The sequence below is a fragment of the Bradyrhizobium sp. USDA 4506 genome, from assembly GCF_054058795.1.
Window position 1 is genome coordinate 3,379,474 of record NZ_JBSSBM010000002.1, and the last position, 24,894, is coordinate 3,404,367.

The 24,894-nt window shown below is 63.0% G+C and carries 29 protein-coding genes, 1 tRNA gene and 1 riboswitch; of the genes, 15 read left to right on the forward strand and 15 right to left on the reverse strand.

Annotated elements, in window-relative coordinates; translation table 11 throughout:
* The first annotated feature begins 242 nt into the window (after positions 1-242).
* Complete coding sequence (locus tag ACVIHF_RS18145; RefSeq protein ID WP_253608272.1) at positions 243-1,070, forward strand: YkgJ family cysteine cluster protein; 828 nt, start codon at positions 243-245, stop codon at positions 1,068-1,070.
* Positions 1,071-1,100: 30 nt separating this feature from the next.
* On the opposite strand, the gene ACVIHF_RS18150 is transcribed toward ACVIHF_RS18145, so the two are convergent.
* On the reverse strand, positions 1,101-1,685 hold the full coding sequence (locus ACVIHF_RS18150) for a hypothetical protein (RefSeq protein ID WP_253641426.1): 585 nt from the start codon (positions 1,683-1,685) through the stop codon (positions 1,101-1,103).
* Complete coding sequence (locus ACVIHF_RS18155; RefSeq protein ID WP_253608270.1) at positions 1,616-2,800, reverse strand: MFS transporter; 1,185 nt, start codon at positions 2,798-2,800, stop codon at positions 1,616-1,618. Before ACVIHF_RS18155 ends, ACVIHF_RS18150 begins: the two co-directional genes overlap by 70 nt.
* Before the next feature lie 114 nt (positions 2,801-2,914).
* On the opposite strand from ACVIHF_RS18155, the gene ACVIHF_RS18160 reads away from it, so the two are divergent.
* From ACVIHF_RS18160 to ACVIHF_RS18180, 5 genes are all read left to right on the forward strand, one after another.
* A complete protein-coding gene (locus ACVIHF_RS18160; RefSeq protein ID WP_253608269.1) occupies positions 2,915-3,736 on the forward strand; it encodes an AraC family transcriptional regulator in 822 nt (273 codons plus the stop codon).
* Positions 3,737-3,824: 88 nt separating this feature from the next.
* Complete coding sequence (locus ACVIHF_RS18165; RefSeq protein ID WP_253608268.1) at positions 3,825-4,052, forward strand: hypothetical protein; 228 nt, start codon at positions 3,825-3,827, stop codon at positions 4,050-4,052.
* An 85-nt stretch (positions 4,053-4,137) separates the two neighbouring features.
* Positions 4,138-4,356, forward strand: a complete 219-nt coding sequence (locus ACVIHF_RS18170; protein ID WP_028337636.1) for a hypothetical protein — start codon at positions 4,138-4,140, stop codon at positions 4,354-4,356.
* Positions 4,357-4,369: 13 nt separating this feature from the next.
* Positions 4,370-4,666: a plasmid stabilization protein gene (locus ACVIHF_RS18175; protein WP_253608267.1), complete on the forward strand. Its 297-nt coding sequence runs from the start codon at positions 4,370-4,372 to the stop codon at positions 4,664-4,666.
* Positions 4,667-5,467: 801 nt separating this feature from the next.
* A complete protein-coding gene (locus tag ACVIHF_RS18180; RefSeq protein ID WP_253608266.1) occupies positions 5,468-7,732 on the forward strand; it encodes a cation:proton antiporter domain-containing protein in 2,265 nt (754 codons plus the stop codon).
* 76 nt (positions 7,733-7,808) lie between these two features.
* On the opposite strand, the gene ACVIHF_RS18185 is transcribed toward ACVIHF_RS18180, so the two are convergent.
* The gene (locus ACVIHF_RS18185; protein WP_018272072.1) at positions 7,809-8,255 is read right to left on the reverse strand and encodes a hypothetical protein; all 447 of its coding nucleotides are present in this window, start codon (positions 8,253-8,255) and stop codon (positions 7,809-7,811) included.
* Between the two features lie 213 nt (positions 8,256-8,468).
* On the opposite strand from ACVIHF_RS18185, the gene ACVIHF_RS18190 reads away from it, so the two are divergent.
* The 3 genes from ACVIHF_RS18190 (at position 8,469) to ACVIHF_RS18200 (ending at position 10,369) form a co-directional block, all read left to right on the forward strand.
* A complete protein-coding gene (locus tag ACVIHF_RS18190; RefSeq protein ID WP_253608265.1) occupies positions 8,469-8,741 on the forward strand; it encodes a hypothetical protein in 273 nt (90 codons plus the stop codon).
* Positions 8,742-8,839: 98 nt separating this feature from the next.
* A tRNA-Arg gene (locus ACVIHF_RS18195) sits at positions 8,840-8,916 on the forward strand.
* Positions 8,917-9,142: 226 nt separating this feature from the next.
* Positions 9,143-10,369 carry a tyrosine-type recombinase/integrase gene (locus ACVIHF_RS18200; RefSeq protein ID WP_253608264.1) on the forward strand — a complete coding sequence of 409 codons (1,227 nt, stop codon included), beginning with the start codon at positions 9,143-9,145 and terminating at the stop codon, positions 10,367-10,369.
* A 27-nt stretch (positions 10,370-10,396) separates the two neighbouring features.
* On the opposite strand, the gene ACVIHF_RS18205 is transcribed toward ACVIHF_RS18200, so the two are convergent.
* Together ACVIHF_RS18205 and ACVIHF_RS18210 are read right to left on the reverse strand one after the other, a co-directional pair.
* Positions 10,397-10,627, reverse strand: a complete 231-nt coding sequence (locus ACVIHF_RS18205) for a helix-turn-helix domain-containing protein (protein ID WP_253608263.1) — start codon at positions 10,625-10,627, stop codon at positions 10,397-10,399.
* A gap of 1,454 nt (positions 10,628-12,081) precedes the next feature.
* The gene (locus tag ACVIHF_RS18210) at positions 12,082-12,270 is read right to left on the reverse strand and encodes a hypothetical protein (protein ID WP_253608262.1); all 189 of its coding nucleotides are present in this window, start codon (positions 12,268-12,270) and stop codon (positions 12,082-12,084) included.
* Between the two features lie 876 nt (positions 12,271-13,146).
* Here ACVIHF_RS18210 and ACVIHF_RS18215 point away from each other — a divergent pair.
* Entirely contained in the window at positions 13,147-13,317 is a 171-nt protein-coding gene (locus tag ACVIHF_RS18215) for a hypothetical protein (protein ID WP_253608261.1), read from the forward strand.
* Positions 13,318-13,390: 73 nt separating this feature from the next.
* Here the strand turns inward: ACVIHF_RS18215 and ACVIHF_RS18220 are convergent, their stop codons facing one another.
* Positions 13,391-13,642 (reverse strand): hypothetical protein, encoded by a 252-nt coding sequence (locus ACVIHF_RS18220; RefSeq protein WP_253608260.1) that lies wholly within the window; start codon positions 13,640-13,642, stop codon positions 13,391-13,393.
* Positions 13,643-13,833: 191 nt separating this feature from the next.
* On the opposite strand from ACVIHF_RS18220, the gene ACVIHF_RS18225 reads away from it, so the two are divergent.
* The 3 genes from ACVIHF_RS18225 to ACVIHF_RS18235 all read left to right on the forward strand — a co-directional run bounded on the left by ACVIHF_RS18225 (position 13,834) and on the right by ACVIHF_RS18235 (position 14,864).
* Positions 13,834-14,037, forward strand: a complete 204-nt coding sequence (locus ACVIHF_RS18225; RefSeq protein WP_253608259.1) for a hypothetical protein — start codon at positions 13,834-13,836, stop codon at positions 14,035-14,037.
* Positions 14,038-14,233: 196 nt separating this feature from the next.
* A complete protein-coding gene (locus ACVIHF_RS18230) occupies positions 14,234-14,410 on the forward strand; it encodes a hypothetical protein (RefSeq protein WP_456792408.1) in 177 nt (58 codons plus the stop codon).
* A gap of 274 nt (positions 14,411-14,684) precedes the next feature.
* On the forward strand, positions 14,685-14,864 hold the full coding sequence (locus ACVIHF_RS18235; RefSeq protein ID WP_253608257.1) for a hypothetical protein: 180 nt from the start codon (positions 14,685-14,687) through the stop codon (positions 14,862-14,864).
* A 1,097-nt stretch (positions 14,865-15,961) separates the two neighbouring features.
* Here ACVIHF_RS18235 and ACVIHF_RS18240 read toward each other — a convergent pair.
* The gene (locus ACVIHF_RS18240; RefSeq protein WP_253608256.1) at positions 15,962-16,972 is read right to left on the reverse strand and encodes a helix-turn-helix domain-containing protein; all 1,011 of its coding nucleotides are present in this window, start codon (positions 16,970-16,972) and stop codon (positions 15,962-15,964) included.
* 161 nt (positions 16,973-17,133) lie between these two features.
* Here ACVIHF_RS18240 and ACVIHF_RS18245 point away from each other — a divergent pair, with 161 nt between their 5' ends.
* Entirely contained in the window at positions 17,134-18,279 is a 1,146-nt protein-coding gene (locus ACVIHF_RS18245; protein WP_253608255.1) for an alkane 1-monooxygenase, read from the forward strand.
* 26 nt (positions 18,280-18,305) lie between these two features.
* Here the strand turns inward: ACVIHF_RS18245 and ACVIHF_RS18250 are convergent, their stop codons facing one another.
* The 6 genes from ACVIHF_RS18250 to ACVIHF_RS18275 form a co-directional block, all read right to left on the reverse strand.
* A complete protein-coding gene (locus ACVIHF_RS18250; protein ID WP_253608254.1) occupies positions 18,306-19,103 on the reverse strand; it encodes a class I SAM-dependent methyltransferase in 798 nt (265 codons plus the stop codon).
* A 190-nt stretch (positions 19,104-19,293) separates the two neighbouring features.
* Complete coding sequence (locus ACVIHF_RS18255; protein WP_016846479.1) at positions 19,294-19,665, reverse strand: SANT/Myb-like DNA-binding domain-containing protein; 372 nt, start codon at positions 19,663-19,665, stop codon at positions 19,294-19,296.
* A gap of 243 nt (positions 19,666-19,908) precedes the next feature.
* Complete coding sequence (locus ACVIHF_RS18260; RefSeq protein WP_016846480.1) at positions 19,909-20,202, reverse strand: hypothetical protein; 294 nt, start codon at positions 20,200-20,202, stop codon at positions 19,909-19,911.
* 223 nt (positions 20,203-20,425) lie between these two features.
* A complete protein-coding gene (locus tag ACVIHF_RS18265) occupies positions 20,426-21,013 on the reverse strand; it encodes a zinc-ribbon domain containing protein (RefSeq protein ID WP_253608253.1) in 588 nt (195 codons plus the stop codon).
* A gap of 58 nt (positions 21,014-21,071) precedes the next feature.
* Entirely contained in the window at positions 21,072-21,524 is a 453-nt protein-coding gene (locus ACVIHF_RS18270) for a MaoC/PaaZ C-terminal domain-containing protein (RefSeq protein WP_253608252.1), read from the reverse strand.
* Positions 21,525-21,653: 129 nt separating this feature from the next.
* The gene (locus ACVIHF_RS18275; protein ID WP_456792409.1) at positions 21,654-22,520 is read right to left on the reverse strand and encodes a bifunctional 5,10-methylenetetrahydrofolate dehydrogenase/5,10-methenyltetrahydrofolate cyclohydrolase; all 867 of its coding nucleotides are present in this window, start codon (positions 22,518-22,520) and stop codon (positions 21,654-21,656) included.
* 15 nt (positions 22,521-22,535) lie between these two features.
* Positions 22,536-22,615, reverse strand: a riboswitch (ZMP/ZTP riboswitch).
* Positions 22,616-22,834: 219 nt separating this feature from the next.
* On the opposite strand from ACVIHF_RS18275, the gene ACVIHF_RS18280 reads away from it, so the two are divergent.
* Positions 22,835-23,242, forward strand: coding sequence for a hypothetical protein (locus ACVIHF_RS18280; RefSeq protein ID WP_028337625.1), 408 nt, complete (start codon positions 22,835-22,837; stop codon positions 23,240-23,242).
* A 120-nt stretch (positions 23,243-23,362) separates the two neighbouring features.
* Here ACVIHF_RS18280 and ACVIHF_RS18285 read toward each other — a convergent pair whose 3' ends face one another.
* Both ACVIHF_RS18285 and ACVIHF_RS18290 read right to left on the reverse strand, forming a co-directional pair.
* The gene (locus ACVIHF_RS18285; protein WP_253608250.1) at positions 23,363-23,890 is read right to left on the reverse strand and encodes a hypothetical protein; all 528 of its coding nucleotides are present in this window, start codon (positions 23,888-23,890) and stop codon (positions 23,363-23,365) included.
* A 215-nt stretch (positions 23,891-24,105) separates the two neighbouring features.
* Positions 24,106-24,741 (reverse strand): hypothetical protein, encoded by a 636-nt coding sequence (locus ACVIHF_RS18290; protein ID WP_253608249.1) that lies wholly within the window; start codon positions 24,739-24,741, stop codon positions 24,106-24,108.
* Between the last annotated feature and the right edge of the window lie 153 nt (positions 24,742-24,894).

A 24,894-nucleotide genomic window follows, 5' to 3' on the forward strand; every position in this document is an offset into this window, starting at 1 on the left:
CCCTCTCATGCGATGCGAAGCGCCGGCCGCACGCGCTGCCAATCACGACGATTTGTCCTCAGGGATGCCATGCGCGTTTGTCGGATGCGACATGCCGCCCTCGCCGATACGCTTCGGTAGAATCTCGCAGCCGTCGGTCGCGGCACGTTCCGGATTGCACTGGAATATACCGTCGCCGAATACCGGCGGCCAAAAACACTGCACAAGAAGAACCGGCCACGAGCCGGACAAGAAGAAAAACAATGGATCAAGTGGCGTTGGTCGTCGTTCGGGCGGTCGAGAGCGGCGCGACGACGACGAAAGATATTATCGGCGTGACCAGATTGTCGCGTCTCAAGGTCGAGCGTGCACTGAGCACGCTGGAGAAGCAGAAGCTGCTCCTCCGCGAACGGCAGGGCTCGTGGGCCCTCGGCTTTCCCGTGGCTCCGACGGTCAGGCAATGTGGATCATGCACCCTCTGCTGCAAGGTGCTTGAGGTGACCGATCTCGGCAAGCCGGTGAATACGGTCTGCAGCCACATCCTGGCGGGCGGCGGATGCGAGATCTACCACGAGCGTCCCCGGCAGTGCCGCTCATTCAGCTGTGCCTGGCTGCAAGGCCACCTCGATGATGATTGGTTTCCCGAGACCACGGGCATGGTGCCGCATTTCGGGCTCGACGCGCTGAATGTGCAGGTCGACCTCGATGATCCCGACCGCTGGCGCGAGGAACCCTATTTCAGCAAGCTGTGCGAACTTTCGTTGAAGGGCCTCAGGGTAAGTGAAGGGCGGCCGTATGCCACCCTCGTCATCGTCGGTCAGGATCGCTACCTGCTGCTCGGGCGGACCATCGTGCCCGATCCAACCCTGTTCGGCACCGCCTTCGTGCCGATTTCGCTCGACACCTTCCGCTACTGGAAGGCAACATCGCTTGAGCATCTGCAGCGGTTGAACGATCGGGTCATGGAGATCCAGCGCATCCAGCAGGAGTTCGGCCATTGCGCCATCCCTGACGACGACGATCCCTCCCCGCCTTACCGGCCGGCTCTGCTCCAACGGTCGAAGGAACTGGGCGTGATACGCACGACGTGACGACAGCCGGACACAGCGCAGGTCAGCTCGTCATCTCAGGTGATACTTCCTGCCGTTGGTGTTCGGGTCGGTGTTGTCGCTTGTCGAGAACATCAAGGCCGGGCCGAAGTAATTCCAGGTGTCCCGGTAAAATGCGAAGCGGCCGGCACCCTTGTCGATGATCTCTTGCTGGGTGGTGTTCGCGGGGCCGAGAAGCCGGTCGTCTTCGTACAATCGGGCAGTCTCGAGCGTGCCGTCCACGTATTTGACGGGGATGAGATACGCATATCCCTTGTAAAGACGGAAGGCGCCACGCAACAGGTTCCTGTCGATCGGACTCGGAGGAACCAGAAAAAGGAATGCGCTCGACGCCAAGGCAAAGAGCGTCGATCCGATCGCGATGCGCGTGCTGGCAGATGTCCTCAACGATACTTTTCCCTTGGCTCTTGCTTGCGAGGCTTCCCGCCTTCTGTAGCGCGCGCCTGCGGCGCAGACAACCGACCGCCCGCCGCCACGCCTTGTTGCGAGCCGGATCTGGCTCGCGATATTTCCGCATCGAAGGACAATCAGATTGTCGCCGCGCGGCCGGCTGATCGGCCCAGGACTGCCATCAACACCGTCGCGACGGCGCAGCACGCGAGCGCAACCTCCCAGCCTCCGGTCGCATCATGGGCAAGTCCGGCGAGCGGCGGGCCCGCGGCGGCGAGCGAGTAGCCGAGGCACTGCGCCATGCCCGACAGCACGGCCGCCTGCTGGCTGTGCGAGGTTCGCAGGCTGACGAATGTCAAGCCGAGGATGAAGGCTGCACCCGCCCCGAAGCCGAACAGCGCGACCCACAGCATTGCGAGCGACGGACACTGCCACAATCCCAGCAGCGAGAGGCAGGTCGCAAGCGACACGGTGATCGCAATCCCGCGCTGGTCCTTCATGCGCCGGACCATCGGCCCGAGGATCAGGCCGGGGACCGCGGTCGCCAATTGCAGCACACCGTGCAGCGTACCCGCCGTCGCCGCCGCGTAGCCTGCCTGAACGAGGATGGCGGGCAGCCATCCGACGATGATGTAGAACACCAGCGAGGTCAGGCCGAGGAAGCCGGTCACCTGCCAGGCGAGCAGCGAGTGCCAGATGCGCCCGCGATGCGGCGAGGAGGCCGGCTCGACTGTCGGGGCCGAGTGCGCCCCCAGCTGGGGTGCCCAGGCCATCAGCGCCACCAACGGAAAGATCAGCGTGCTGGCAAGCGAGAGATGCCAGTTCGATCCCAGCAATTGCGCGAGCGGGATGGCCACGACCGACGCGAGCGCCTGGGCCAATGCGGACGTGATCGCGTAAGCGCCGGTCAGGCTGGCGATACGGGTCGGAAAGTCCCGCTTGAGCAGGCTCGGCAGCAGCACATTTCCAACGGCGATTCCGGCACCAATGGTGGCGGTGCCCGCGAACAGCGCCCAGACCGGACCGGACGAGCGCAGCGCGATCCCGGCCGCGATGACAAGCAGCGCACCGAACAGCGACCGCTCGATGCCCCATTTGCGCCCGAGCACAGCTGCAACAGGTGAGATCGCGGCGAACGCCAGCAAGGGCAGCGTCGTCAGGATTCCGGCCTCGGCCGCGCTGATCCCGCTGGTCTCACCGATCATGCCGAGCATCGGCGCGACGCCGGTAATGGGCGCGCGGAGCGTCGAGGCGATCAGCAGGATCCCCGTCAACAACAGCCCCTGCCCGCCCAGCGTGCGCATCGGCGCTATCATCGTCATCGCATGCTCCTGCCCATCTGCATCGCCAGGCTATCGACTTGGCTGTCGGAAGAATTTACATATCTGTTCTATCGATCGCTAAATTCGGTCACTCGACGGGTTTCCGGCTCCCTTATGGGCTTTCAACTTCGCTATCCCTGGCCGGACCTTGATCCGGATGACGTCGCGGCGGCGGCCATCGCCGTGCGCCTCGACGTCACCGAAAACAAGGTCGAGGCGGCCGAGCATGCGCACCGGAAGGGACAGCTCGTCTTCGCGCTCGGCGGCGGCGTGATGTGCCGCGTTCCGAACGGGTTGTGGATGGTGCCGCCGCATTGCGGCGTCTGGCTTCCCGGCGGCACGCGCCACACCAATATCGCAACCGCCAATGCACGAATCTTCTTCGTCTTCATCGAGCCCGGTGCGGCCGACCTGCCCGACCGCTGCTCCACATTGTCGATCTCACCCTTGCTGCGAGAGCTGATCATCGCGCTTTCCGACCGTATGCAGCAGGACCACGGCACTGAAACCCTCGTTGCGCAATTGCTGCTGAGCGAATTGCCGCACATGCCGCTGCAGCAGCTGCATCTGCCGATCTCGCCCGAGCCACGCTTGCGACGGATCGCGGCAGCGCTCGCCGACGATCCGGCCGATCGCCGCACGATGGCCGAATGGGCCGAACGCGTGGCGCTGAGCGAGAGCAGTCTCGCGCGGCTCATCCTGAGGGAAACCGGCCTGACATTCGGACGCTGGCGTCAGCAACTGCATTTGATCGTCGCGTTGCGCGAACTCTCCGCCGGCGCGAGCGTTCAGCAGGTCTCGTCCGAACTCGGTTATGGATCCGTCACAGCCTTCATCACCATGTTCAAGAAGGCGCTCGGCAAGCCACCGGCGAAATATCTCAGCGATATCATGCAAGGGAGCGGCTCGGCGTTCGCGGCCGGCGGGCGAATTTAGGAACACCGGTCGGCAACGGACGTTTTCGACATATCGGGCGAACGACAAGCGAGCCGCCTGCGCCAAGCCAATGCAGCGAGGATGCCAGATGCCCTACGCGCTGTTCGATCGCGACAGACAGATCGACAAGGCTTTTCCGACGGAGAAGCAAGCGTGGGAACATGCACTGATCTGCGGGCTGGTCTTCGACGTTCCGGTCGCGGATGAAGCGCCGGGCCAGGTGCTGCCGACCGGCTATCACATGAAGCGAATTCCCGCCGATAGCGAAGTGTTCGAACCGGCGCCCGAATGGAAGTTACCGAACGAAATTTCGTGATCGGCCCGCGGCAGGGTTGCCGGTTGCGATCGTGACGTTGCGCGATAAGTAACGCCGAACCAGACCAACAATTCAGGATGAGCGCATGGCCGAAACCGGCAAGATTTTTCACGTTCGCTGCGTCGACAACACGTTGCAGCGGGATACGCTCTCGCTCGGGCGCGTCTACGAGGTGACAAGGGATATCGAACGTGACGGCTATTACGAGCTCAGCGGATTGGGCCGCTTCAGCCGATCCAGATTCGAGGTTGTCGAGACGAGCGACGACACGGCCGAAGTCCGGCAGACGTCTCGATCAAAATAGACAGGAGAGCGCGATGCCCAGAGGCGACAAGTCGAGCTATACCGACAAGCAGAAGCGGCAGGCCGAGCACATCGAGGAAGGCTACGAGACGCGTGGTGTTCCGGATCGCGAGGCCGAGCGGCGCGCATGGGCGACCGTCAACAAGGAGACCCACGGCGGCAAGAAGAGCGGCTCCGGCCGCGGCACGCGCGAGGATCATTCCCCGTCGCGCAAGGGCGGCAAGCTCGGCGGCAAGGCAGCCGCGAGCCGCCCCGCGGCGGAGCGGTCGCGTTCGGCGAAAAAGGCGGCACGCAGGCGCCGGGCCGCCTGACCGGCACGGACGTGGCCCCACAGACAGGAAGACAATACCGCAAGCCGGAGCATGATCCGGGAAATGCGCGGCGGTTTTCCGAAAAAATCATGCTCAAACAATGAGCTAGAGCGCGATGACGACGGCACACGATCTCATCGCGCGTTAGGCGACGGCTCGCAAATGCGTGATCGGGCGCCACCACCGGTTGCCTTCATTTCGGCACCTATCGGGAACAGGCTGTCGGCCCAGGAAGCAAAAGCGAAGCAAAGAAGCAAAGAAGCAAAAGCGAAGCAAAGGCGGCCGCCGCAGGGGGTGCCTGCAATTGACGTATCGGTCCCATAGCAGCTGGCAGGACGTGGATCTGCGCAATCTCGTCCGGGTCATATCGGCCTGCACCCTCGGGCTTTGGGCATTTGCGGCCGGCCTCCTGATCGGGACCTTCCTGCTTTGATGAATCGGCGCAGCACGCGCCGCCTTCCTACCCGCCGCTCAGGTGATGCGCGGCGACGAATAGGACGAGCGCGCTAAGCACCAATGCCGATGTGGCGCCGGCAACGCTACGCGCGAGTTCAGCCTTCGAAAGATTGGATCTGGTTGCCATTGCAGCCTCCCGTTCGCGCGAGCTGAGCCATAGCCGCTCCGGCGGTCAGGCTCGCTCATGGAGACATTCGCATCACCAGGATGAACGCATCATGAGCGAAACGAACCGCCGGTGCGTCCGTTCCAAAATCTGACCCAGTGGATCGCTTTCGGAACCCGGGCGTTGACCGCATGCGGCAAGCCGGCCGAGCCGCGCTGGAATTGGAAATCGGAGATGCCATGGTGATCCGCTGGGGGCGGCTTCAACCGGCGATTTGGGCGACCGTCATCCTGCTCGTGAGCATCACGGCAGCCGACGCTGCGGGCGACAAGGCGAGCAAGCCATCCGAGTTCATCCTGCTCGTCCAGATCGCGCTCCTGATCGCGGTCGGGCGCGGTCTCGGCGAATTGATGCAGCGGATCGGCCAGCCCTCCGTGGTCGGCGAACTGCTGGGCGGCCTGTTGCTCGGACCATCGCTGTTCGGCTGGCTGTGGCCATCGGCGCACGGCGTGATCTTTCCGCCATCCGGCGAGCAGAAGGCGCTGATCGACGGCATTGCGCAGTTCGGCATCCTGCTCCTGTTGCTGCTAACGGGCATGGACACCGACCTCAAGCTGGTGCGGAAGGTCGGCCGCGCCGCGACCACGATCTCGGTCGCGGGCATCGCGGTGCCATTCGTGTGCGGCTTCGTGCTCGCCGAATTCCTCCCCGACGGCCTGCTGCCGCATCCCGAAGCACGGCTGATCGCCTCGCTGTTTCTCGGCACGGCGCTGTCGATCTCCTCGGTGAAGATCGTCGCCGTCGTGGTGCGCGAAATGAACTTCATGCGCCGCAATGTCGGCCAGATCATCGTCGCCAGCGCGATCATCGACGACACCCTCGGCTGGATCATCATCGCTGTCATCTTCAGCCTCGCCTCGCGCGGCAGCCTCGACATCCTCTCGGTCGCGCAGGCGCTGTTCGGCACGCTCGCCTTCCTCGCGGTCAGCTTCACGATCGGCCGGCGGCTGGTGTTCCGGCTGATCCGCTGGGCCAACGACAATCTGGTCTCTTCGGCGGCGGTGATCACCGTGATCCTGCTGCTGATGTGCGGGATGGCGATGATCACGCATCTGATCGGCGTGCACACCGTGCTCGGCGCTTTCATCGCCGGCGTGCTGGTCGGGGAATCCCCGATCCTGACCCGGCAGATCGACGAACGGCTGCGCGGGCTGATCTCGAGCCTGTTCATGCCGGTATTCTTCGGGCTCGCCGGCCTCAGCGCCGACCTCACGGTGTTGAAGGATCCGTCGGTGCTGGGGCTGACCGCGGCGCTGGTGCTGATTGCGAGCATCGGCAAATTCGGCGGCGCCTTTGCCGGCGGTGCGCTCGGCGGGCTGACCCGGCAGGAGTCCTATGCGCTGGCGAGCGGCATGAATGCGCGCGGCTCGACCGAGGTGATCATCGCCACCATCGGCCTTTCGATGGGGGTACTGAGCCAGACCATGTTCTCGATGATCGTGACCATGGCGATCCTGACCACGATGGCGATGCCGCCGATGCTGCGCAGCGCGCTGGCGCGGCTGCCGCTCGGCCAGGACGAGAAGGATCGGCTGGAGCGCGAGGAATACGAGCAGCGCGGCTTCGTCGCCAATCTCGAGCGGCTGCTGGTCGCGGTCGACGAGAGCAGCAACGCGACATTCGCCGCGCATCTCGCCGGCCAGCTCGCCGGCGGGCGCGGTCTGCCGATCACGGTGCTGCATGTCGGCGCCAACGCCAAGCTGCAGGAGAAGAACCGTGCGGATGAGGAGAGCCCCGAGGCGGCGGTCATCAACGCGGCCAAGGCGAGCGCCGAAGCCGATGCCGACGGCGGCGGCAATGTCGACGTCATCAGCCGCGCCCGCGAGGAGACGGCGGCGGAGGCGATCGCCGAGGAAGCCAAAAAAGGTTTCGACCTGCTGGTGGTCGGCATGGACGCGGTCGCCGGCCCCGATGGCGGCTTCGACCGGCGGCTCGACGACCTGACCTCCGGCTTCGACGGTCCGCTGGCGATCGCGGCCGCCAAGGGCGTGCACGAGAAGGAGCCGACGGCGAATGCGCGGAAGATCCTGGTGCCGGTCTCGGGCAGCAACGTCTCGCGGCGCGGAGCCGAGGTCGCGATCGCGCTGGCGCGCCTCTCGAGCGAGCCGCTGCAGGTGGTCTACGTCTCGACCACGCGCGACAAGGGCGCCCGCCGCACCAGCCCCAGCATGTCGCTGGCGCATGAGGAAGCCATCCTGAAGGACATCGCGGCGACCGCGGCGCGCTACGACATCAACGTGACGACGCGGCTACGTGCCAACACCGCACCAGAGGTCGCGATCCTGCAGGAGATCGCGTCAAGCCGGGCCGACCTCGTCGTGATCGGTGTCGACCGCATCCAGGGCGACAGCCTGAATTTCGGCAGCGTCGCCGCGGCCGTGCTCGGCAAGTCGAAGGCGTCCGTGCTGCTGGTGTCGGATGGCGACGTCAGGCCCAAGACCTGAAACCCCACACCTGAATCTCCCAAGACTTGAAACAAAGACCTGAGCAAGGAGGTTCGAAGCGCGAGCGCGTCCGCGCCTACCACTCTTCCGGACAGGGATCGACGATCTTCCAGAGATCGACCCCGTTCTTGATCTTCTTCATCTCGGTGGTGAGCCCGCCATTGCGGCGGATCCAGTCCTTCACCGTATCGGGGTAGTAGGACATCAGATCGGAGGTGCCCTCGAGGCTGGTGACCTTGATGCCGAAGGTGAAGGCCTTGTCGTAATAGGCCTGGTGGAAGCCGATGCTGGCCCGCGGCGTGACGCAGATCTTGTTCAGCGGCACGATGCCGAACACCAGCGTGCAGGCCGAGTTGCAGATGCCGTCGATCACGACGCGCTCGCGGCGCTCGCGGATCTGCTTGTACTTGGCCTTGTACTCCTCGACATAGCCGCCATGGTCGCGCGTGATGTGCAGCACCGCCCGCGCAGGCGTCGCGGCCAGAACCGAGAGCAGCAAGGCGACAAGGGGCGTGATGCGCATGGATCGTTCGAAACCGCGGGAAAGGCCGGGCCCGGGCGGACCTGACCGCAAGACTCTGGCCGGACTGTGTTGGCAATCCGTTAAGCATCCGCAAAAAGGCAAAATTTGGCGCGCTGTGACTGATTTCCCGCAGCTTTTGGCCCCGATTCCGGGTTAGATGGGCCCCCGGGGCGGCCCACAATGCCGATTCCCGTAAATGCCCGGAGGCCGCCCATGACCAAGACCAAGCTTTTCGCCGCCCTCGCTGTTGCCGTGATGGCCCTGACCCCGGCGGTCGCGGCCGATCTCACGGCCCATCCGCGCCACCACAGGCATCACCACCACGCCCATTGGGGCCTGCCCTACCACATCAGCTATCTGCACAATTACGGCCCGGGCCCGACTGCCGGCAGCTTCGCCTATTACGACGGCTCCCCGCGCAACAAGTGCTACCAGAGTGCGGCCGCCTATATCGGCCAGGACCACCGCCGGCATCCCTGCTTCTGACGGCTGTAGGGGAGACGGCGGGACGTGCCGGCACCGCCGGGTGCCGCGCTCCGTGCCTGCTGGCCCTCCCCGCCCAAGTCTGATAATCGACCCGCGACGCGCTCGTAGCTCAGCTGGATAGAGCATCGGATTTCGATTCCGAGGGTCGGGAGTTCGAATCTCTCCGAGCGCGCCAAGCCCGCTTTTGCCGCCCTTCGCTCATCGTCGCCCGCGGCCTCCACCAACCAACTAAGCGCCTGTTTTACATCTCATTTTCGCGTCGCCGAGCGTCGTCGTCCGTCGCTCGTCGTCGCCGGCGATCCCGCGCCGGAACGCCCCTTTTGCTGTCCCTCGATCTGAGTTAGAATCTCCCATCGCCGAGAGCCGCATTATTTTGCGAGGGACAGGAGTTCGAATCTCCCATGCAGATTCCAACTGAAAAACCGGAGATCACCGCAAAGAACTACCTTTCCGTCGGTCCCGGCGAGTACCCGTGCGGCAACAACCTCTATCTGATCGTCACCCCCAGCGGCGGCCGGCGCTGGGCGTTCCGTTACCAGCGCAATGGCATCGTCAGAAAGATGGGTTTCGGCTCGGCCAAAGCTGCAGGCCTCAAGCCCTCAGAGGCCAAGGACAAGGCGATCGACGCCCTGCGGCTTCTTGCCAAAGGGACCGATCCGCGAGATCAGCGCGACGAGGACAGACGCCGCGAGCAAGGATCGCGTCTGTTTGGTGAATTCGCCGAGGAATGGCGGCAGACTTATGAGACCGGCCTGAAACACAAAGCTGCGCGCAACAAGCTTCGGCGCATCGTACAGGTTACCTGCCAACCGCTGCACAAGTTGCAACTCGACCAGATTGAAACCGAACATGTTAGCGGAGTCCTGCGGAAGGTCTGGCATCAGCGCGAGATCTCTCGCGATGCACGCCAGCGGATCAAAAAGATTCTGGACGCGGCGATAGCGCTGAATCCACGGCCGAAACACAACCCGGCGGACTGGGACAGCCGACTGAAGCCGATTATGCCGAAGCAGCGAAAGCGGGGCACGATCCGCGGCAGTCATAAGGCCATGGACTACCATGATCTGCCGGCATTCATGCAGAAGCTCAACGCTGATCCCGATCAAAGCGCGCGGGCCCTCGAGGTCGCAATCCTCACGCTGGCTCGAACCAATGAAGTGCAGAACATGCGCTGGCCGCAACTCGATCTCGAAGGCGGGCTTTGGGATCTGAACACGCTTGATACCAAAAACGAACGGCCCAAACGGACGCCGATGCCCCGACAGACCTTAGCCTATCTGCGCGAGGCCTATCAGAGCCGCGTTAGTGACGAGTTCGTATTTCCAGGTCGCAGCCTAAAGCAGCCGATCTCAAATATGACCATGCTCAAACATCTGAAGGAGATCACCGGAGACGAAACACTGACGGTCCACGGCTTCCGGACCACGTTCCGGACCTGGGCACAGGAGGAAACCGACTTCGAGGAGGAGATCGTCGAGCATTGCCTACATCACATCACCGGCGATGATGCTGAAAAAGCCTATAAGCGCGGTGAGGCGCTCAAGAAGCGTCGTGTCGTGATGCAGGCGTTTGCTGACTTCGCGACGCGACCACCAAAAAACAACGTCAAATCGATAAGGGCCGCCTAACTGGCTGTCTCCGCCCGCCGCTAGGTATCAGGCTTCGAAGCCATCGCGACCATCGGGTAGGTTCTCCAAGAAGGACGCCAGGTCGGCACGCGTGATGATGGTTCGTGTGCCGTACTTGCGAATTCGCAAGCGCCCTTCCCTAATCGCCTTATAGACCGACGTCTGGCCGAGTGAGGAAAGCACTGCAGCTTCTGCAACAGTAAGACCGAGTCTTTCCAAGGTAGGCCGGACGGGTGCGTCGCGTTTTGCTATCGTCATCGATCTTTGCTTTGAAAGCGGCTCGTCGGTCGCGTGTGTTCGCCTTACCGATGCATGAGACCTTCACTGCGGTCTCTTCAAGAGAAGCGGAACAGCCATAGATTCAAGGCGAGCGCTCGACAACGAACCGATACAAAACGGCGCAGTTTCGGACGCATTTGCGTACAATTCGGATGGTTATCAAAGGGTACTGCGATACGGTGCACGAGGACGCCGCTTGAAAGACGCCTCATAAGTCTCCCCATGGACGAGGTAGTTTCGCTTTGTCTTGAGAGCCCGCATGTCCGCGTAGATGCGCGTCAGCTCGCTCGCCGGCCGTTTGTGAACCAGTTCACAAATCGTCCCCCGTAAAACCACGGCATCGCACTCCCTTGCGCTCGACCAAGAGGTCTATCGATCGTTGTCGGCGTCGCCGCGAATGCGCGCGGTCGCAATGGAGCAGGATGGTTCATCCTTGCGTTAATCATCTCCCCACTGATCGCGCTTTTGCTGGTGTTGGTCATAGAGCGCAAGATGAGCTCAGGCAGTGACGCAGGGCGCAAAGACACGCCCAGCCGTTCTGAGGTGATCCGCCGGCTGGTCGAGATCAGTCTGGGGAAGGCCAAATGAGGCGCGCGCCCGCGGGTCACGCAAACTCGGGGTACCGTCCTAGTTAGGACACCCGCAGATCGGAACTAGGACACCCTTCGGTTGTTAATGGCCACAGCGGTCATTTTATCGCTGGGGAATTTCAATGCGGCTGTACTCTGATCTGATCGGATAGACAGCGTGGAGATCGCCCTCGCCAGCACTGTAGCAGTGTCATTCATTGCGCTTCTTGCCAGTATGGCGTGGCTTCTGTTTGGCTGACATGCTGATCGGTTCCGCTCCTCGGAACACCGTGCTCTCCCGGAATCCTCAAGCCTGTGGATAAGAGTAAAGTAGGTTCTTGCCGAGGTGAGAGCATTTCAGTGCGTGAGATTTTCGAGAATTTCCTTGGCTGGGGGCCGTAAGACGCGAACGGCCCCCTCTCGATTCAGCCGGCGCGGTGAGACGGCCCCAGCATTAAGCTCCAAGGGTGCTCGGGCCGTTTCTTTTGGAAAAAAGTGACGCGCGAACCGGAACGGCCCATGTACGCTCCCGGCAGTGAGCGACTTATCCCGCCCTTCAACACGCAACGCATTAACGATTTGGTACCAATTGGTGTCAGGCTAGGCTCACTGCAGACGACAGCGAATTCGGAAAGGCTTAACCGACTAGCCCAGTTGGCGGTCTCTCAATGGGGCCCACTATGATCAAAGGCTTCGCAATTGCAGCAATCGCGGTGCTAGGCACATCGCAAGTAGACCAGTATTTGACCCACGGTTTTTATACCGATGCCGTGCTAGCGATGCTGAGGCAGATGAGGCATTGGTTCGGAGTTTGAACCACGCGGATCGATTGGGCTTTCCAAGCGGCTTAAGATCGGTGTGAACTCAAGCCGCCGATTGATTATTCTCCGAATAATCGGTGTTGCAGGCCCTGAAATGCGCTGCAATTTCGGCCTCGGCGATCTGCTCCCAACGCTCAGCTTGGCAGAGCCACATCGATCTTTCGGTAGGACGCAATGCCGCTTTCTGGCGGCACAACGTGCTGAGTGCGCGGTAGCTCCGAATATTCTCCATTGCCACACTCCTCGCTGAGACCTTCGAGCATATTTCAGCTTAATACGTCACGGCGATTACAATTGTCGGACAGCCTTCCGTGCGCACCTTGAGGGTTTAGCGGGACCGCCTGCCTTGCTTTAAAATTCAGGCGGCCCCTACCGGCCACATCAATTATCCTGGCAGCGGCCATAGCCGGCCGACAAAAGTATGAGCAAAGCTATTTGACCCTCTTATGACAAAGGCAACGCATGGGCCCATGTGTCAGGGCTGCGGAATAGTATCGGACACCGAACAGACTGCTAGTTCTACATGTTGCAGCCTTAGCTGCCGGGATTTTGCAGAACCTTCCCGGGGCTGGACCAACGCCGCTCGCGATCATTTCAAGCGGGCGGCGTTGTTGTTTGAGTGAATCCGCATGTTGCCGATCGGCGGCTGATTGCCTCAGCCGGGCGGAAGGTAACCGCCGGGCTGCAGCTGCTTCACCATCGCAAGATTCTTGTCGATCGCCGCCAGCAGCTTGTCGTAACGCATTTGCAGGAACTCTGACCGGGCTGGACGGCTTACCTCCCGAAACTGCTCCCGGCTCGTCGGCTGACAGTTCACGAATGCTCGTCATCTTCATCTGCTCTCCCTCCTGTTGCCGGCGGCTCCATTGCGACCGGTGCAGGATGGATATGAACTCCAAGCGTCCATCGCTGTGACGTAAGCCGCGGAGGCCCCCGCTGAGTTGATGGGTGCGTCAGGGAGCCTTCGTCGTGGTGTTGGAGGGGCCAGCAACTAAGACCGACGTGAGGCGTTTCCAAGTCGCCCCTACCGCGGCGGCCGGTGTGCGCACTGGATCAAGGTCAAGAACCGAATTCACCCGGCCATGTATCGACAGCTCGAATAATGGAAATGGACCGGTCCTTCTATCTCGTGGGCTTTGCGCTCGTCCTGATCATCCTCGTCTATGGCCTGTGTGGCAGCCTCAGGAGAAGAAGAGCGCGGCGGGACGAGGAAATACGTCGGCTGATCGACGAACGCATCGACCGCATGGACATGAAGCGCGACAAAAAGCACGATTAATCGCATTAACGCATGTCAGTCAGCGCTGGTGTCTAATCTCCGCCAACTGAGACGGTTAATCTGGATTCTCATATCAGCGGTGACGCAGACCGCCGTGCACATTCTGAGAGTGGGCCGTGACCAAGTTTTTGCGGTGCTTCCGGGCCGCCGCTTCGGCCTCACGGGCCAGTCGTTCAGCCTTTAAGCGCTCGCGGTTTGCATGAAACGCCGCTTGGGTGCGTTGATACTCGGACATCGCCGGCTTGGCATCGGTTTCCTTGAAGACCTTTTGCGCCTCACGTTGGGCGGCAGTAGGCGGCCTCCATCCGGAATTATGAGCGGTCATTCCCTCCTCCTTCGGTGATAGCCGTGGGGCTTGTTGTGGGTTGATAGCGTGCGCCCTGCGTACCGCTAGGGCGCATGCGCAACTTCTAAAGCCGCGGGGACCATCAAATTCTCTGCCTGTTTTCCAGTTGCCGCAATCGAATATTTGCCTAGGGTTCGCAAATCCAGGGTCCGATAATTATCTGTCCAGACATGCCCATCCGGAGACCGCTGGAAATCCCGCCTGCGGTAGCCCGGCAGTTCGCCGCCAACATGCGGGCGTTTCATGTCGAGCACGATCCGCTCAAGCGGGACGAGATCGCAGCTGATACCAGTCATCTCCTCCTCGAGCAGATGCCCAAGGGCGCGAAGCTGCGGCTTGCCGACGTGCTTGAGCTGTTCAGGCTGATGCGATGACCTGAGCCGGCTCGCATCGTTTGGGACGCAGGTGGCGCTTAAAACTTTCGTCTGTCGGCTTCCATTTTTTTGTATTCCCCGTTGCAACATTCCTCGAGGTGAGTGCCACAGGGCCGTGCCCACAACGGCTGATCGCTTGCACCAACTACCTCCCGTGCTAGAACGCCGCCACGAAAGTGGATGAAGGATCGATGCCTTGGTCAAAAAGAAAAAGAGTGCTCGTCGTGAGTGGACGAAGGATGATGTTAAGACGCTGAAGTCGCTTGCCAAGCAAAAAGCTGGCGTCAAAAAAATTGCAAAGACGCTGAAGCGAACTCCCGCCGCCACAGCCGCGAAAGCGCATATCCTCGGGGTATCGCTCAGCACGCAGTAGGTGGACGCAGTGTGAATGGTTTGGCTGCACCGAGCCTTAGGGTGCTTAGAACCAGCCCTACATCCCTCAACATTGGTGCCCCGGAGACGGGACCACGGACGTGATTGGACAAGCTCAAATATTCAGCGCACCGGCTAATGATCGTCGGAGCCCCCAGGGCGGCATTGTGCTGAGCAGCAGGCCCAAAAAGGCCCTGGCGATGGGGCCGGGGCCAGTTGTTCCTATGCCGAATCGGGAGCGAGCCCCGACCGCCTACGCTACGTGACATAAAACCTTGGCACGTTTTGTGCTGAATGATCGGCACCGGGTTTTGCGTGACCCTCCCGGGGGCTGGGAAGCCGCCGCTCGCGATTTATTTCAAGCGAGCGGCGATTTTTTTGTCTCCAAAGCTCTTCACCGCGCCGCCGATCTCCCGAACGACAGCTCGCAAGATCAAGGCGACAAATTTGATTGACTGACCTCACTGCCAGCCCCTCGACTTGCCCCTCGAACAAAATCGAAGCAAAAATTCATTGGTGCCTGAACGACTTAGAGGGAAAATTCGAACCTCTCCGAGCGCGCCAGCGATTTTACCGATAGATCAATAATTTAAGCCGCGCTCATTTCGTTCTGAGTGAGCGTTTTCGCGTTGCGAGCCAGCTCAACTCGCTGCAAGTAAAATCAACGCGCTACCAGCCGCTACAAATCACTCCGCGCAACACGGGCGCAATACGGCGGTTTAGCGTCTGTTCTGAAGCGACGCTGCAAGATGAGAACGACCCCGACGCCACGCGCCGAGGCCGCCCCTGTGGCTCCCAGCCGGGTTGGGGGTATAGAGCCGGGAGCCGGAAGACACTACTTCCAAAACCACCGCTCGTTCCTGCCGCCAATAGCACCAATAGGGATTACCTCCCGGCCAGGCTCGCCGAAAAACGATATCGGAACTCGAGTGATGGTATCGGCCGCCCTGCCGACGAGAGGGACGGTTAGCAAATCGGCAACTAGATCGGCGCAGGCTTCTCTGAGGGACGGGACCGTTGGGGACGCAGCACGGTCACGTTTCGGAGGAGCTGACGTGTAGGCCCTGGCGTCGGCTCCTCTCTTAGAAGCTTGTGTGAGTTCGGCAACAGCCGTCTCTCCGCGGATCTGCTAAGGAAATGACACTGGGAATTTCAGGGCCCTAGCGCTGGGAATGACAGGGCGCCGCCGGGACAAACCATTTCGGGCCCGGCGGCGTAGCTTTTAGGTCGGCGTCACAGTATCGATGCCGAGCGATCCGAGCACCGCGCGAGCTCGATCCGGCAGCCGATCGTTGCAGCGATCCTGCCGCGAAACCATTTTCATCAGCGGACGAAACCGGGCGGAAACAATTGACCGGTACCACTTGTCCCAAACAATAATGGGGAAGTGTCATGATGGAAGCGACCATTGTCGCGCTGCTGCTCCTCAGCGCCGCTGTGTTTTTTGCCCACGCCTACGACGCCCTGCATACGCATTGACGGGATCGGCATCGTTTAGGTCTGCGTACCGTCCACCAGGGTCTGTGGACTTGCGCGAGCCAACAATCGCGCCCTAACCCCGCCCGTTCTTCTCGCCGAACCACCGCCGGCACGCCCGGCTGAAGCTCGTCGCATCGGTGTAGCCGAGCGCGGCCGCCATTTCGTCGCGCGATTGGGTGCCGGCCGCGAGCATGATCCTCGCGCGCTCGCGCAGCACGCCGTCGAGCAGCGGGCGGAAGGCGCTGCCGGTCTCGGCGAGCCGCCGCACCAGCGTTCGCCGCGAGGTGCCGATGAGGCGCGCGGCCTCCTCCTCACCAAGACGCTGCGGCAGGCGCGCCGCGATCAGGCGCTCGACGATCCCCGCCAGCGCCGTGGTGTCGGGCTGCGGATTCTCGATCGCCTCGAGCGCTTCGATGGCCTTGGCGTGCAATTGCGGATCGGCAAACGGCGACGGCCGCGCGCCAAGCGCTTTCGGCACCTCGAAGATGAAAGCGGCAGCGTTGAACTTCACCGCGCAGGAATAATGCTCGAGCAGCCGCGCCGCGCCCGCAGGCGGCGGCCAGGGAAATTGCAGCGTCGCCTGCCCGATCGAATCCTCGAGCAGCTGGACGTACACGGCGTGCACATTGAGGCTGACCGCCAGCGCCACGGCGTGCCACAGCGCTTCATCCATCGCGACGGCGGGAGAGATTTCAATCTGGATCGCTCGCGCGGTCTTGCGCAGCCGGTTACGGACGAAGGGCGCGCGGGTCGACCCGAAGCGCGCGCCGGTCGCCAGCGCGTCCGCGATGGTCGGCGCCGTCCTGGTCGCGACGTCGAGCGCGCCTTGCAGCGATGTCGACCACACCGCCGCGGCCGACAACGGCCACAGCTCGCCATGCCGGCGCGTGATGTTGGCCGCCAGCACCACCAGCGAGGATACCGGCATGTGAGCGCCGGGCTGGTCGAGCGCCTCGAGCCGAATTCCGGTGCCCTTCAGCAGCTCGTCGCGATCGCTTCGCGTCTGGCCAAACGCCCGCACCAGGGCCCGCGCATAGGCCGCGGAGACCGGCGAGCGAAGGGCATCGGATTCCGATCCGTGCATGGCGTCGGCGACCTCCCCCTCGTGAACGTCCGGCCGAACAAGCTTGGCGCAAAATGCCACAAAATTGGCCTGTTGTGAACTGGCGGCGCAGGCCCGCCTCGCGGCATGCTCGGCCCAACAATGGCGAACGCCGCCTCGCAAGAGATGCTGGAGGGAATGCGATGATCTTCACGGGCACCAATGCTGCTGGCGAAACGATCACCTACCGGGACGGCAAACGCTATCTCTGGATGCTCTCGTTCATTCCGCCGCTGATCCCGCTGTTGTCCTACTGGCTCTTCCTGCGGACGCACAATCCGCTGGTGACGCTGATCCCGTTCGTCTTCATCTTCATCCTGATCCCGCTGCTCGACGTCGTGTTCGGCGAAGACACCCACAATCCGCCGGCGGAAGTGGTCGCCGCGATGGAGGCCGATCCCTATTACCTGCGGCTCGCACGCGTCACCGTGGTGTTTCCCTGGATCAACTACGTCGCGCTGATCGCCTTCTTCGGCACCCAGGATCTGCCGTGGTGGTCCTATGTCGCCTTGCTGCTCGGCGTCGGCACCATCAATGGCGGCGCGCTCCTGATCGGGCACGAGCTCGGCCACAAGCCGGACAGGCTCAACATCCTGTTCGGCATGCTCGCCAACTGCGCGGTGGGCTACGCGCATTTCCGCGTCGAGCACAATCGCGGCCATCACACTTGGGTCGCAACCCCCGAGGACCCCGCCAGCGCGCGCTTCGGTGAATCGATCTATGCGTTCGCAACGCGCGAGCTGCCCGGCGCGTTCAAGCGCGGCTGGCGCAATGAAGCCGAACGGCTGACCAGGCGCGGCGAGCCGGTCTGGTCGGTCAACAACGAGATCCTGCAGGGCTTTGCGCTGACGCTCGTCGTCGCGGCCGTGCTGATTGCGCTGTTCGGCTGGAAGGTCGCGCCGTTCATCGTCGCGCACCATTTCCTCGGCTGGTACGCGCTGACCCAGGCCAACTATGTCGAGCATTACGGGCTGCTGCGCGAGAAGCTGCCGAACGGCCGTTACCAGGCGGTCGAGCCGCGCCACTCATGGAATACCAACCACATCGTCTCGAACCTGATGACGTTCCACCTGCAACGTCACTCCGACCACCACGCCAACCCGATGCGCCCCTACCAGTCGCTGCGCGATTTCGACGACATCCCGCGGCTGCCGAACGGCTACACCGGCATGTTCGGGCTGGCGGCGATCCCGCCGCTCTGGTTCCGCGTGATGGACCCGAAGACCCTGGCCTGGGCCGGCGGCGACAAGAGCAAGCTGAACCTCCGCGATCGGCCCGCGAGCTCGTGATCGCGGCGATTGCCCGGCTCCCGGTCCTACATCTGGGCCGAGCGCCGCTTCATGGCGCCGATGCCGAGGAATGAGCCATTGATCGACAGATACTGGCTGGTGAATTCGAACGTATCGAAGCTCGGCGCCTCGAACTGCTTCAGCGCCTTCCAGAGCAGCGTGGTATCCGGACAGGCTTGGGAATGGATGTCATGATGCACGATGATGCGGGCGTGGGAACGCACCAGCAGATGATCCTGTAGCGCACCGCGCAGGCTGTGATCGCCATCGATAAAGACGAAGTCCGGCTTCAGCCGGTCGACATGCGCACCGACCAGCGGCGAGGTCGAAAAATCCTGGATGTAGATCGGCTCGATAGCGGCCTGCTGCTGCAGCAGATCGAAATAGGTCGAGATAAAGGGCGTCGGCGCGATCGGATCGAGTGCAATCACGGTCTTGAGGTCGGCGCCGCTGTTCCTGAGCCACTCCGTAACCAGGACGAACATGCCGCCCCAGCGGCAGCCGATTTCCATGTACGAGGAAACGCCGGACGAATTGCGCGCAAGCCAGGCGAGGTATGGCGCAAGCTGGTTCGGGTATTGCCAAAGGTGGAGGCCCTTGCCGAAGTTCGGCGCCAGCTCCGGCGGCTGCTCATGAAGCAGTTCGTCATTGAGCCCCAGCGCCGGGATGAATTCGCGTTCGAGGAAGTCCACGTCTGTACGCTGAGCCGGATTCAACCCGGCGATCGCATTGATCGCGTCACCGACGGTGACAGCGAGATCGGCGAAACGCTGGTATCGGTCGGCTTGGTATCGGTCGGTTTGGGCTGGCTGGGCGTTGAGCATCGGCGCAATCAGATCGGTGGGCTGAAGAGGACACAGAGAGGCCGCAGGTCGTCGCGCCCCGATGATTGAACGGATGGGACATCCGTCTCGGGCGCGAAATCTTGCGTTCGGTCGCGAATAGTCCGCCTTCCCCCACCGGAAGAGCGAGCCGCTTCGGCATGGCGCGCCCGGCGTGCAGCCGGCATTCCTTTCAGCCACTCGGAATCTTCCGACGCACGGCCTCCACGCCGGCATCGGTCACGTTGTATCTGCGCCCCATCTCCGGGACGATCCAGCCCTTCTCGATCATTCCGGCAATGGTGCTCGGGCCGACGCCCGCGGGAAACGGACGGCGGTTGCGGATCGCGTCGATCGCGACCCGCTCGAGATGGGTGGCGACATGCGAGGGGCGCGCGCGAAACGCCTTTGCCATGATCAGGACCGACAGGACCTCGGCGCGCCGGCGCACCGCCGAAGCGCTGCGGGTCAGTTCGTTGCTGATCTCGAGAGCGTTCTTGCCGGCCCTGGCGAGTTCTCTGAGCTTCTCGTCCTCGTCAGGGCTCCAGCGCCGCACGATCCCCATCTGCCCCTCACCGCCTGGATACCCATCTCAAACCGATGCATACGCAGGCGGCGCTGATTTGCCATGTGACTTTCGGCACCTCTTGATGCGACGTCGGGGCTGTCGCCATCAGGACGGCCGATCGCGGTGTCGCACGATGCAGCACAAAGAGCACGATCCGATTGAATCGGATCATGCTCTCAATCCCCTTGCTTGGTGGCGTTTTGGTTGCGCGAACCGGTATTCACTTCGCGCTGGAACGCTTCAGTGCTTGCTGGGTTCAAGCGCGATGAGCACGCCGGTCGGCTCGGGCTCGTGCGGCCGAAGCGAGGTCAGCTCCGGATCGCTCCACTCGGCGAGACTGACGACTTCGCCGGTCTGCCCCGGCATGTCGGAGGTCTGGGCCGGTTCAAGCACCTTGAGCCCGCTGGTGTCGACGAAGAACGTGTGCTCACCGAACACGCTGTTCAGTTGCGCCACGGCCGGGTGATCGTCCGGAAGCACCTGGGCATTCAGTTGCGTCATGGTCTGCTTGACTTGCGTGGAATTGAGTTTCATCCGCTGCTCCTTCTCGTTGGTTCCGGCCGCGATGGTTTCCTTGACAGGTTTCCTTGACAAGTTTCCTTGGCTGGTTCCTCCCCGCCCGCACCCCACATCGGGGGCTTCAAGGTCTCGAACCAATCAGGCAACGAAACGTTCCGCACGCGCGACGCATTGACCGCCTGCGCAGCGGTTCCCCGCGTATCAGATGTGAAGTGCGACTCTGATGTCACGCCCATCGCTACGAGACGGGAGGCTTCTTCCTTGCGAGCCCTTCCAGGTGCACGCGGCGCGCGGCGGATTTGCGCGCGCGCTCCCTGGTGCGGCAGGCCCGGCAGCGCACTGCCGCGGTAAATACATCGCCCTTGGCGGTCTCGTACCACCATTTCTGCTGCAACGGCGTCCAGACCTCGGCAACGCCGCAGTCCTTGCAGATAAAGGGCTCCGGTCGATAGGTTCCGCGCAGCACGAAATCGGGAGTCGAATAGCTGTTCGATGGCGCGAGCCGCGTCGTATCCACGGCAACCTCGTCGCGCGCCAGCGCAATCTTGTAGTCGCGGAGACGTTGCCGTTCAGCGGCGCGTTGCGCCTGGATGCGGCGCCATTCCTCGGCCTTGCGCCGCCTGGCTTCGATCTCTCCGTTCGTCTGCTTGCTGCGTTTCACGGCGGCACATCCGTCTGGGTCGAATGCCTTCGGCGCATCGACGAAGTAAATACCGGGCAGCACGACCTCGTCGATGATGACGTCATTGATGCGCTGCCGTTCTGCCGCCGGCTTGTCATAATTGCCGCAACATTGCGCGACGACAAGGTCCCGTGCGGGGAACACGTAGAGGCGCTGACGGCCGTCCGAGGCGGATGACTTCGGGATGCCCCTCAGGCCGCGCCTATACCGGCCCCTGCTCCGCCGGCCGCATGCGGATCAGCGCGTCGAGCACGAGGACAAGAACCGGGCGCTGCTCGTCGTTGACCAGCTCCGTCTTGAAGATCACAACAGCGTCGCGCCGCTCCGGCCTGATGGTGATCTTCTGGATCTGGGATTGGCCGGTGAGCGTGGCGCCGGGCCGAACCGGGCTCGGCAGGCGGATCTCGAAGCTCCGCCCGACGATCCCCGCCACCTTGGTCCAGATCGCCTCCACGACGAGCCGCTGATAGATCGCAATGGTGTTGAAGCCGCTTGCGATCAGTCCGCCGAACGGGCCTGCCGCAGCCGCGACGGGATCGGCATGGATTGGCACCGGATCGTATTTGCCGGCGAACTCCAGGATCTCGGCCTCGCCGATCGTGTAGCTGCCAAGCCTGAACGTCTGGCCCTCGGTGAGATCTTCCGCATACAGCATCGCGCGCCTCCATCTGTCGCGCGACGATAGACGAATGGTGCGGGCTTTCCATTACCCCGGACGTCATGAACTTCGCGCGTGATGCGCGAGCGACACCCACCGCTCGCATATCGCCGCAGGTATCCCGCGCTAATGCAGCCGCGCCGCCCTCGCCTTTGCCGCCTTCAGCGTGTTCTCCATCAGGCAGGCGATCGTCATCGGGCCGACGCCGCGCGGCACCGGCGTGATGGCGCCGGCGACCTGCACCGCCTCGTCGAACGAGACGTCGCCGCACACCGCATAGCCGCCGTCCGGCCTCTCGACGCGCGTGGTGCCGACGTCGATGACGATGGCCTGGGGCTTGATCCAGTCGCCGCGCACGAGGCCGGCCTTGCCCACCGCACTCACCAGGATGTCGGCCTCGCGGCAGATCCTGCTGATGCCGCGGGTGTGGATATGGGTCTGCGTCACGGTCGCGTGCTCCTGCAGCAGCAACGCGGCCATCGGCTTGCCGACGATGTTGGAGCTGCCGATCATCACCACGGCATGGGCGCCGGTGAGGTCTGATCGGACCGACTTGATCAGCCGGAGACAGCCGAGCGGCGTGCACGGCACCAGCGCGTCATCGCCGTGAAACAGCCGGCCGGCGTTCAGGGCGTGCAGGCCGTCGACATCCTTGGCGGGATCGACCGCCGCCATCACGCGCAAGGCGTCGATATGCGCCGGCAACGGCAGCTGCACCAGGATGCCGTCGATATCGTCGCGCGCATTGAGCGCCTCTACTCCGGCAAGCAGATCGGACTCGCTGGCATCATCCGGCAGGCGTGCGACCTCGCCGCGCAGGCCGAGCCGCTCGGCCATCCTGACCTTGCTCTGCACATAGATCTGGCTCGCCGGGTCGCAGCCGACCAGCACGACCGCAAGCCCCGGCGCGCGGGGCAGCCGGTCGAGTTCGCCAGCAATCTTGTCGATGACAATTTGGGCATGTGCATGCCCATCGAGAATGTTCGCCGTCATGGCACCTCCGTTTCGAAGCGGTGCCCAGGCGCGCGGCGTTCAGTCTCTACGCTCCCCGATGGTGGTCCATCCAAGCGCCAGTCGCGCAGATGGCGTGGTCATAGCCGCCCCGCCGGGCAAAGGCAATTCACGCTCTCCCCGCGGGTCGAACGGCGACGAATTGCCCTCACTTTTGCCGGTGGATCGGTGCCGGGCGGGTCACCTCTGGGGGTAGGATTCGGGCAAGACTTGCGTTAAGTCTCGGCGCTTGCCGGGCTTTTCCGATCCCCGGCGCCATCCCTTCCGGTCATCACGCCATTTCGGACATTTTCGACATGAGACATATCATCCTCGCGCTGGCGCTCTTCTGCCCGGCTGCCGCGCTCGCCCAGGGCACCACGCCGGCCCCCGCCGACGCCGACAAGCCGGCAGCGACCTCGCAGCCGATGGTCGGCGACAAGCCGCTGGTCCAGGTCGGCAAGAAGTCGGCCGCCAAGAAGGGCGAGAAGCCTGCCGCGCCCGGCAAGCCGCAATCGGTCGCCCAGAAGCTTCAGGCCTGTCAGGACATCGACGATGCCACCAAGGAACGGCTGATCTGCTACGACGAGATCTTCAAGCCGCAGCCGAAGCCGAAGGCCGCCCCGGCCAAGGGCGTCAACGATTGCCGCTTCGTGAAGGAAGAGGACGAGCGGCTGACCTGCTACAACGGCTTCGCGGACAAGATCCCGCGCCTGCCGCGCTAAAGGTAGCGGGCGGCGCTCGGACGCCTTCCCGCATCCGGCGACGTGCCTGATCGCGGACATGAAAATGCCGCCGCAAGTGTTTGCGGCGGCGGATCGATTGCCGGCTGCGGCAGCCTTTTCTTACCAGGTCCCGAAGCCGCCGAAGAAGCCCATGCGCGGCTGCTGCTGCGCGACGCGGTAAGGCTGATACATGCCGGGCTGCGCCAGCCGCATCGGCTGCTGGGGATGGGCATGGTAGCGCGCGACCTTGCGCTTCTTCGGCTGCTGAGGCTGGGCCTGCGCCGGTTGTTCAGCCGATTTTGCCTCAGCCGCGACCTTCTGCGCGTCAGCCTTCTCCGGCGGAATGAACTGGGCGAACGTATTGCGGACGCGGGCTTGCGCCGACGCATCGCCCGTAGCCGACGGGATGGCCGCGGCGACCGCGTTGACCTGCGCCGGAACAATGGTCGGCAAATTGGTGTCGTAGACCACCCGCTCGGGCAATTTCTGGGTCGACTTGATGCGCACCATGGTCTTGTCGACGCCCGGCGACGACAGTCCCTGGTTCTGGCCGGCGACCACGGCCTCCTGCGGCACGATGGCATTGACGACGAAGAGCAGCGCGAGCAGCACTCCACCAACGAACAGGAAATAACGCGCCACAGGCATTTTGGTAGCTCCCCCCGCGCAGCAGGGCGCGGCTCATCTCGGCGCGACGACATCAGTCATCGCGCGGGCGATTTCATCGTCTGCGCATGATCACCCGGACGCTATCCGCGCTCCCGGGTCGTTCATCAACGGCTGGTTTATTAGTTAGTTCCTGTCCGGCCGTTACGGTTCACCCGGCAGGTCAATTCGCGGTCACTTTTTCGAGATGCCGGGAATTAGAGGCGGCTCGCCGTCACGACCGAACATTTCGCCTTGTTTGCGTTAACGTTGACGAACCCGACCAACATTTGCGAGTAGGTCTTGCGGCTTTTCATGGCGATAGTGTCGGAGATCAGCCGCTTGCGCTCGGTCAGCGGCCGACCGTCGCGGCGGATGAAGGCGCAGGCGATCTCGATATCCTTGACGGCGAAATCATTGGCATTGCGCAGCGTCAGGGTGACCAGCGCCTTCGAACCCAACCCGCCGCGCCGCCACGATTGCGAGGCGATCCGCAGCTTGTCCAGCGGCGGCCTTTCAGCGCCGGGCCCGAACGGCTTGGCCTCCTCTGCCCCCTGTGGGGCGATGGCCACGCCGACGGTGGTCGGCTCGTCCGCCGGTGCGGCTAGCGCATCCCTCGCGGTCTGATTTGTGATTTGGGCTGGTTGCGCGCCGGTCGGGGCATTCTGCGCGGTGCGGATCATGGACGACACCGGCCAGGCATCCTGGTCTCCGGCGTCGCTCGGCTCGGGGAGCATGAACCATGCGGCGATCCCGGCGAGCGCAATCAGCGGCAGCAGCAGGCTGGCGTAGAAGCCCCCTTCACCGAGACGTCCGGCGGCCAACCTCCGAAACGACGCCAAGCCGATCCGCATCGTCGTGCCCTCACCCTGGCGGCCTGATCGGGCCGCCCCCCACACAGAGAGGAAGCCGCACCGCGCGGCTTCCGGGACGGCCGCAGGTCGAGCGGCCACGCGAAGACAATCGCTGACGGCCGCAATGGTTTCATTCCGGGACGACAATCTTGG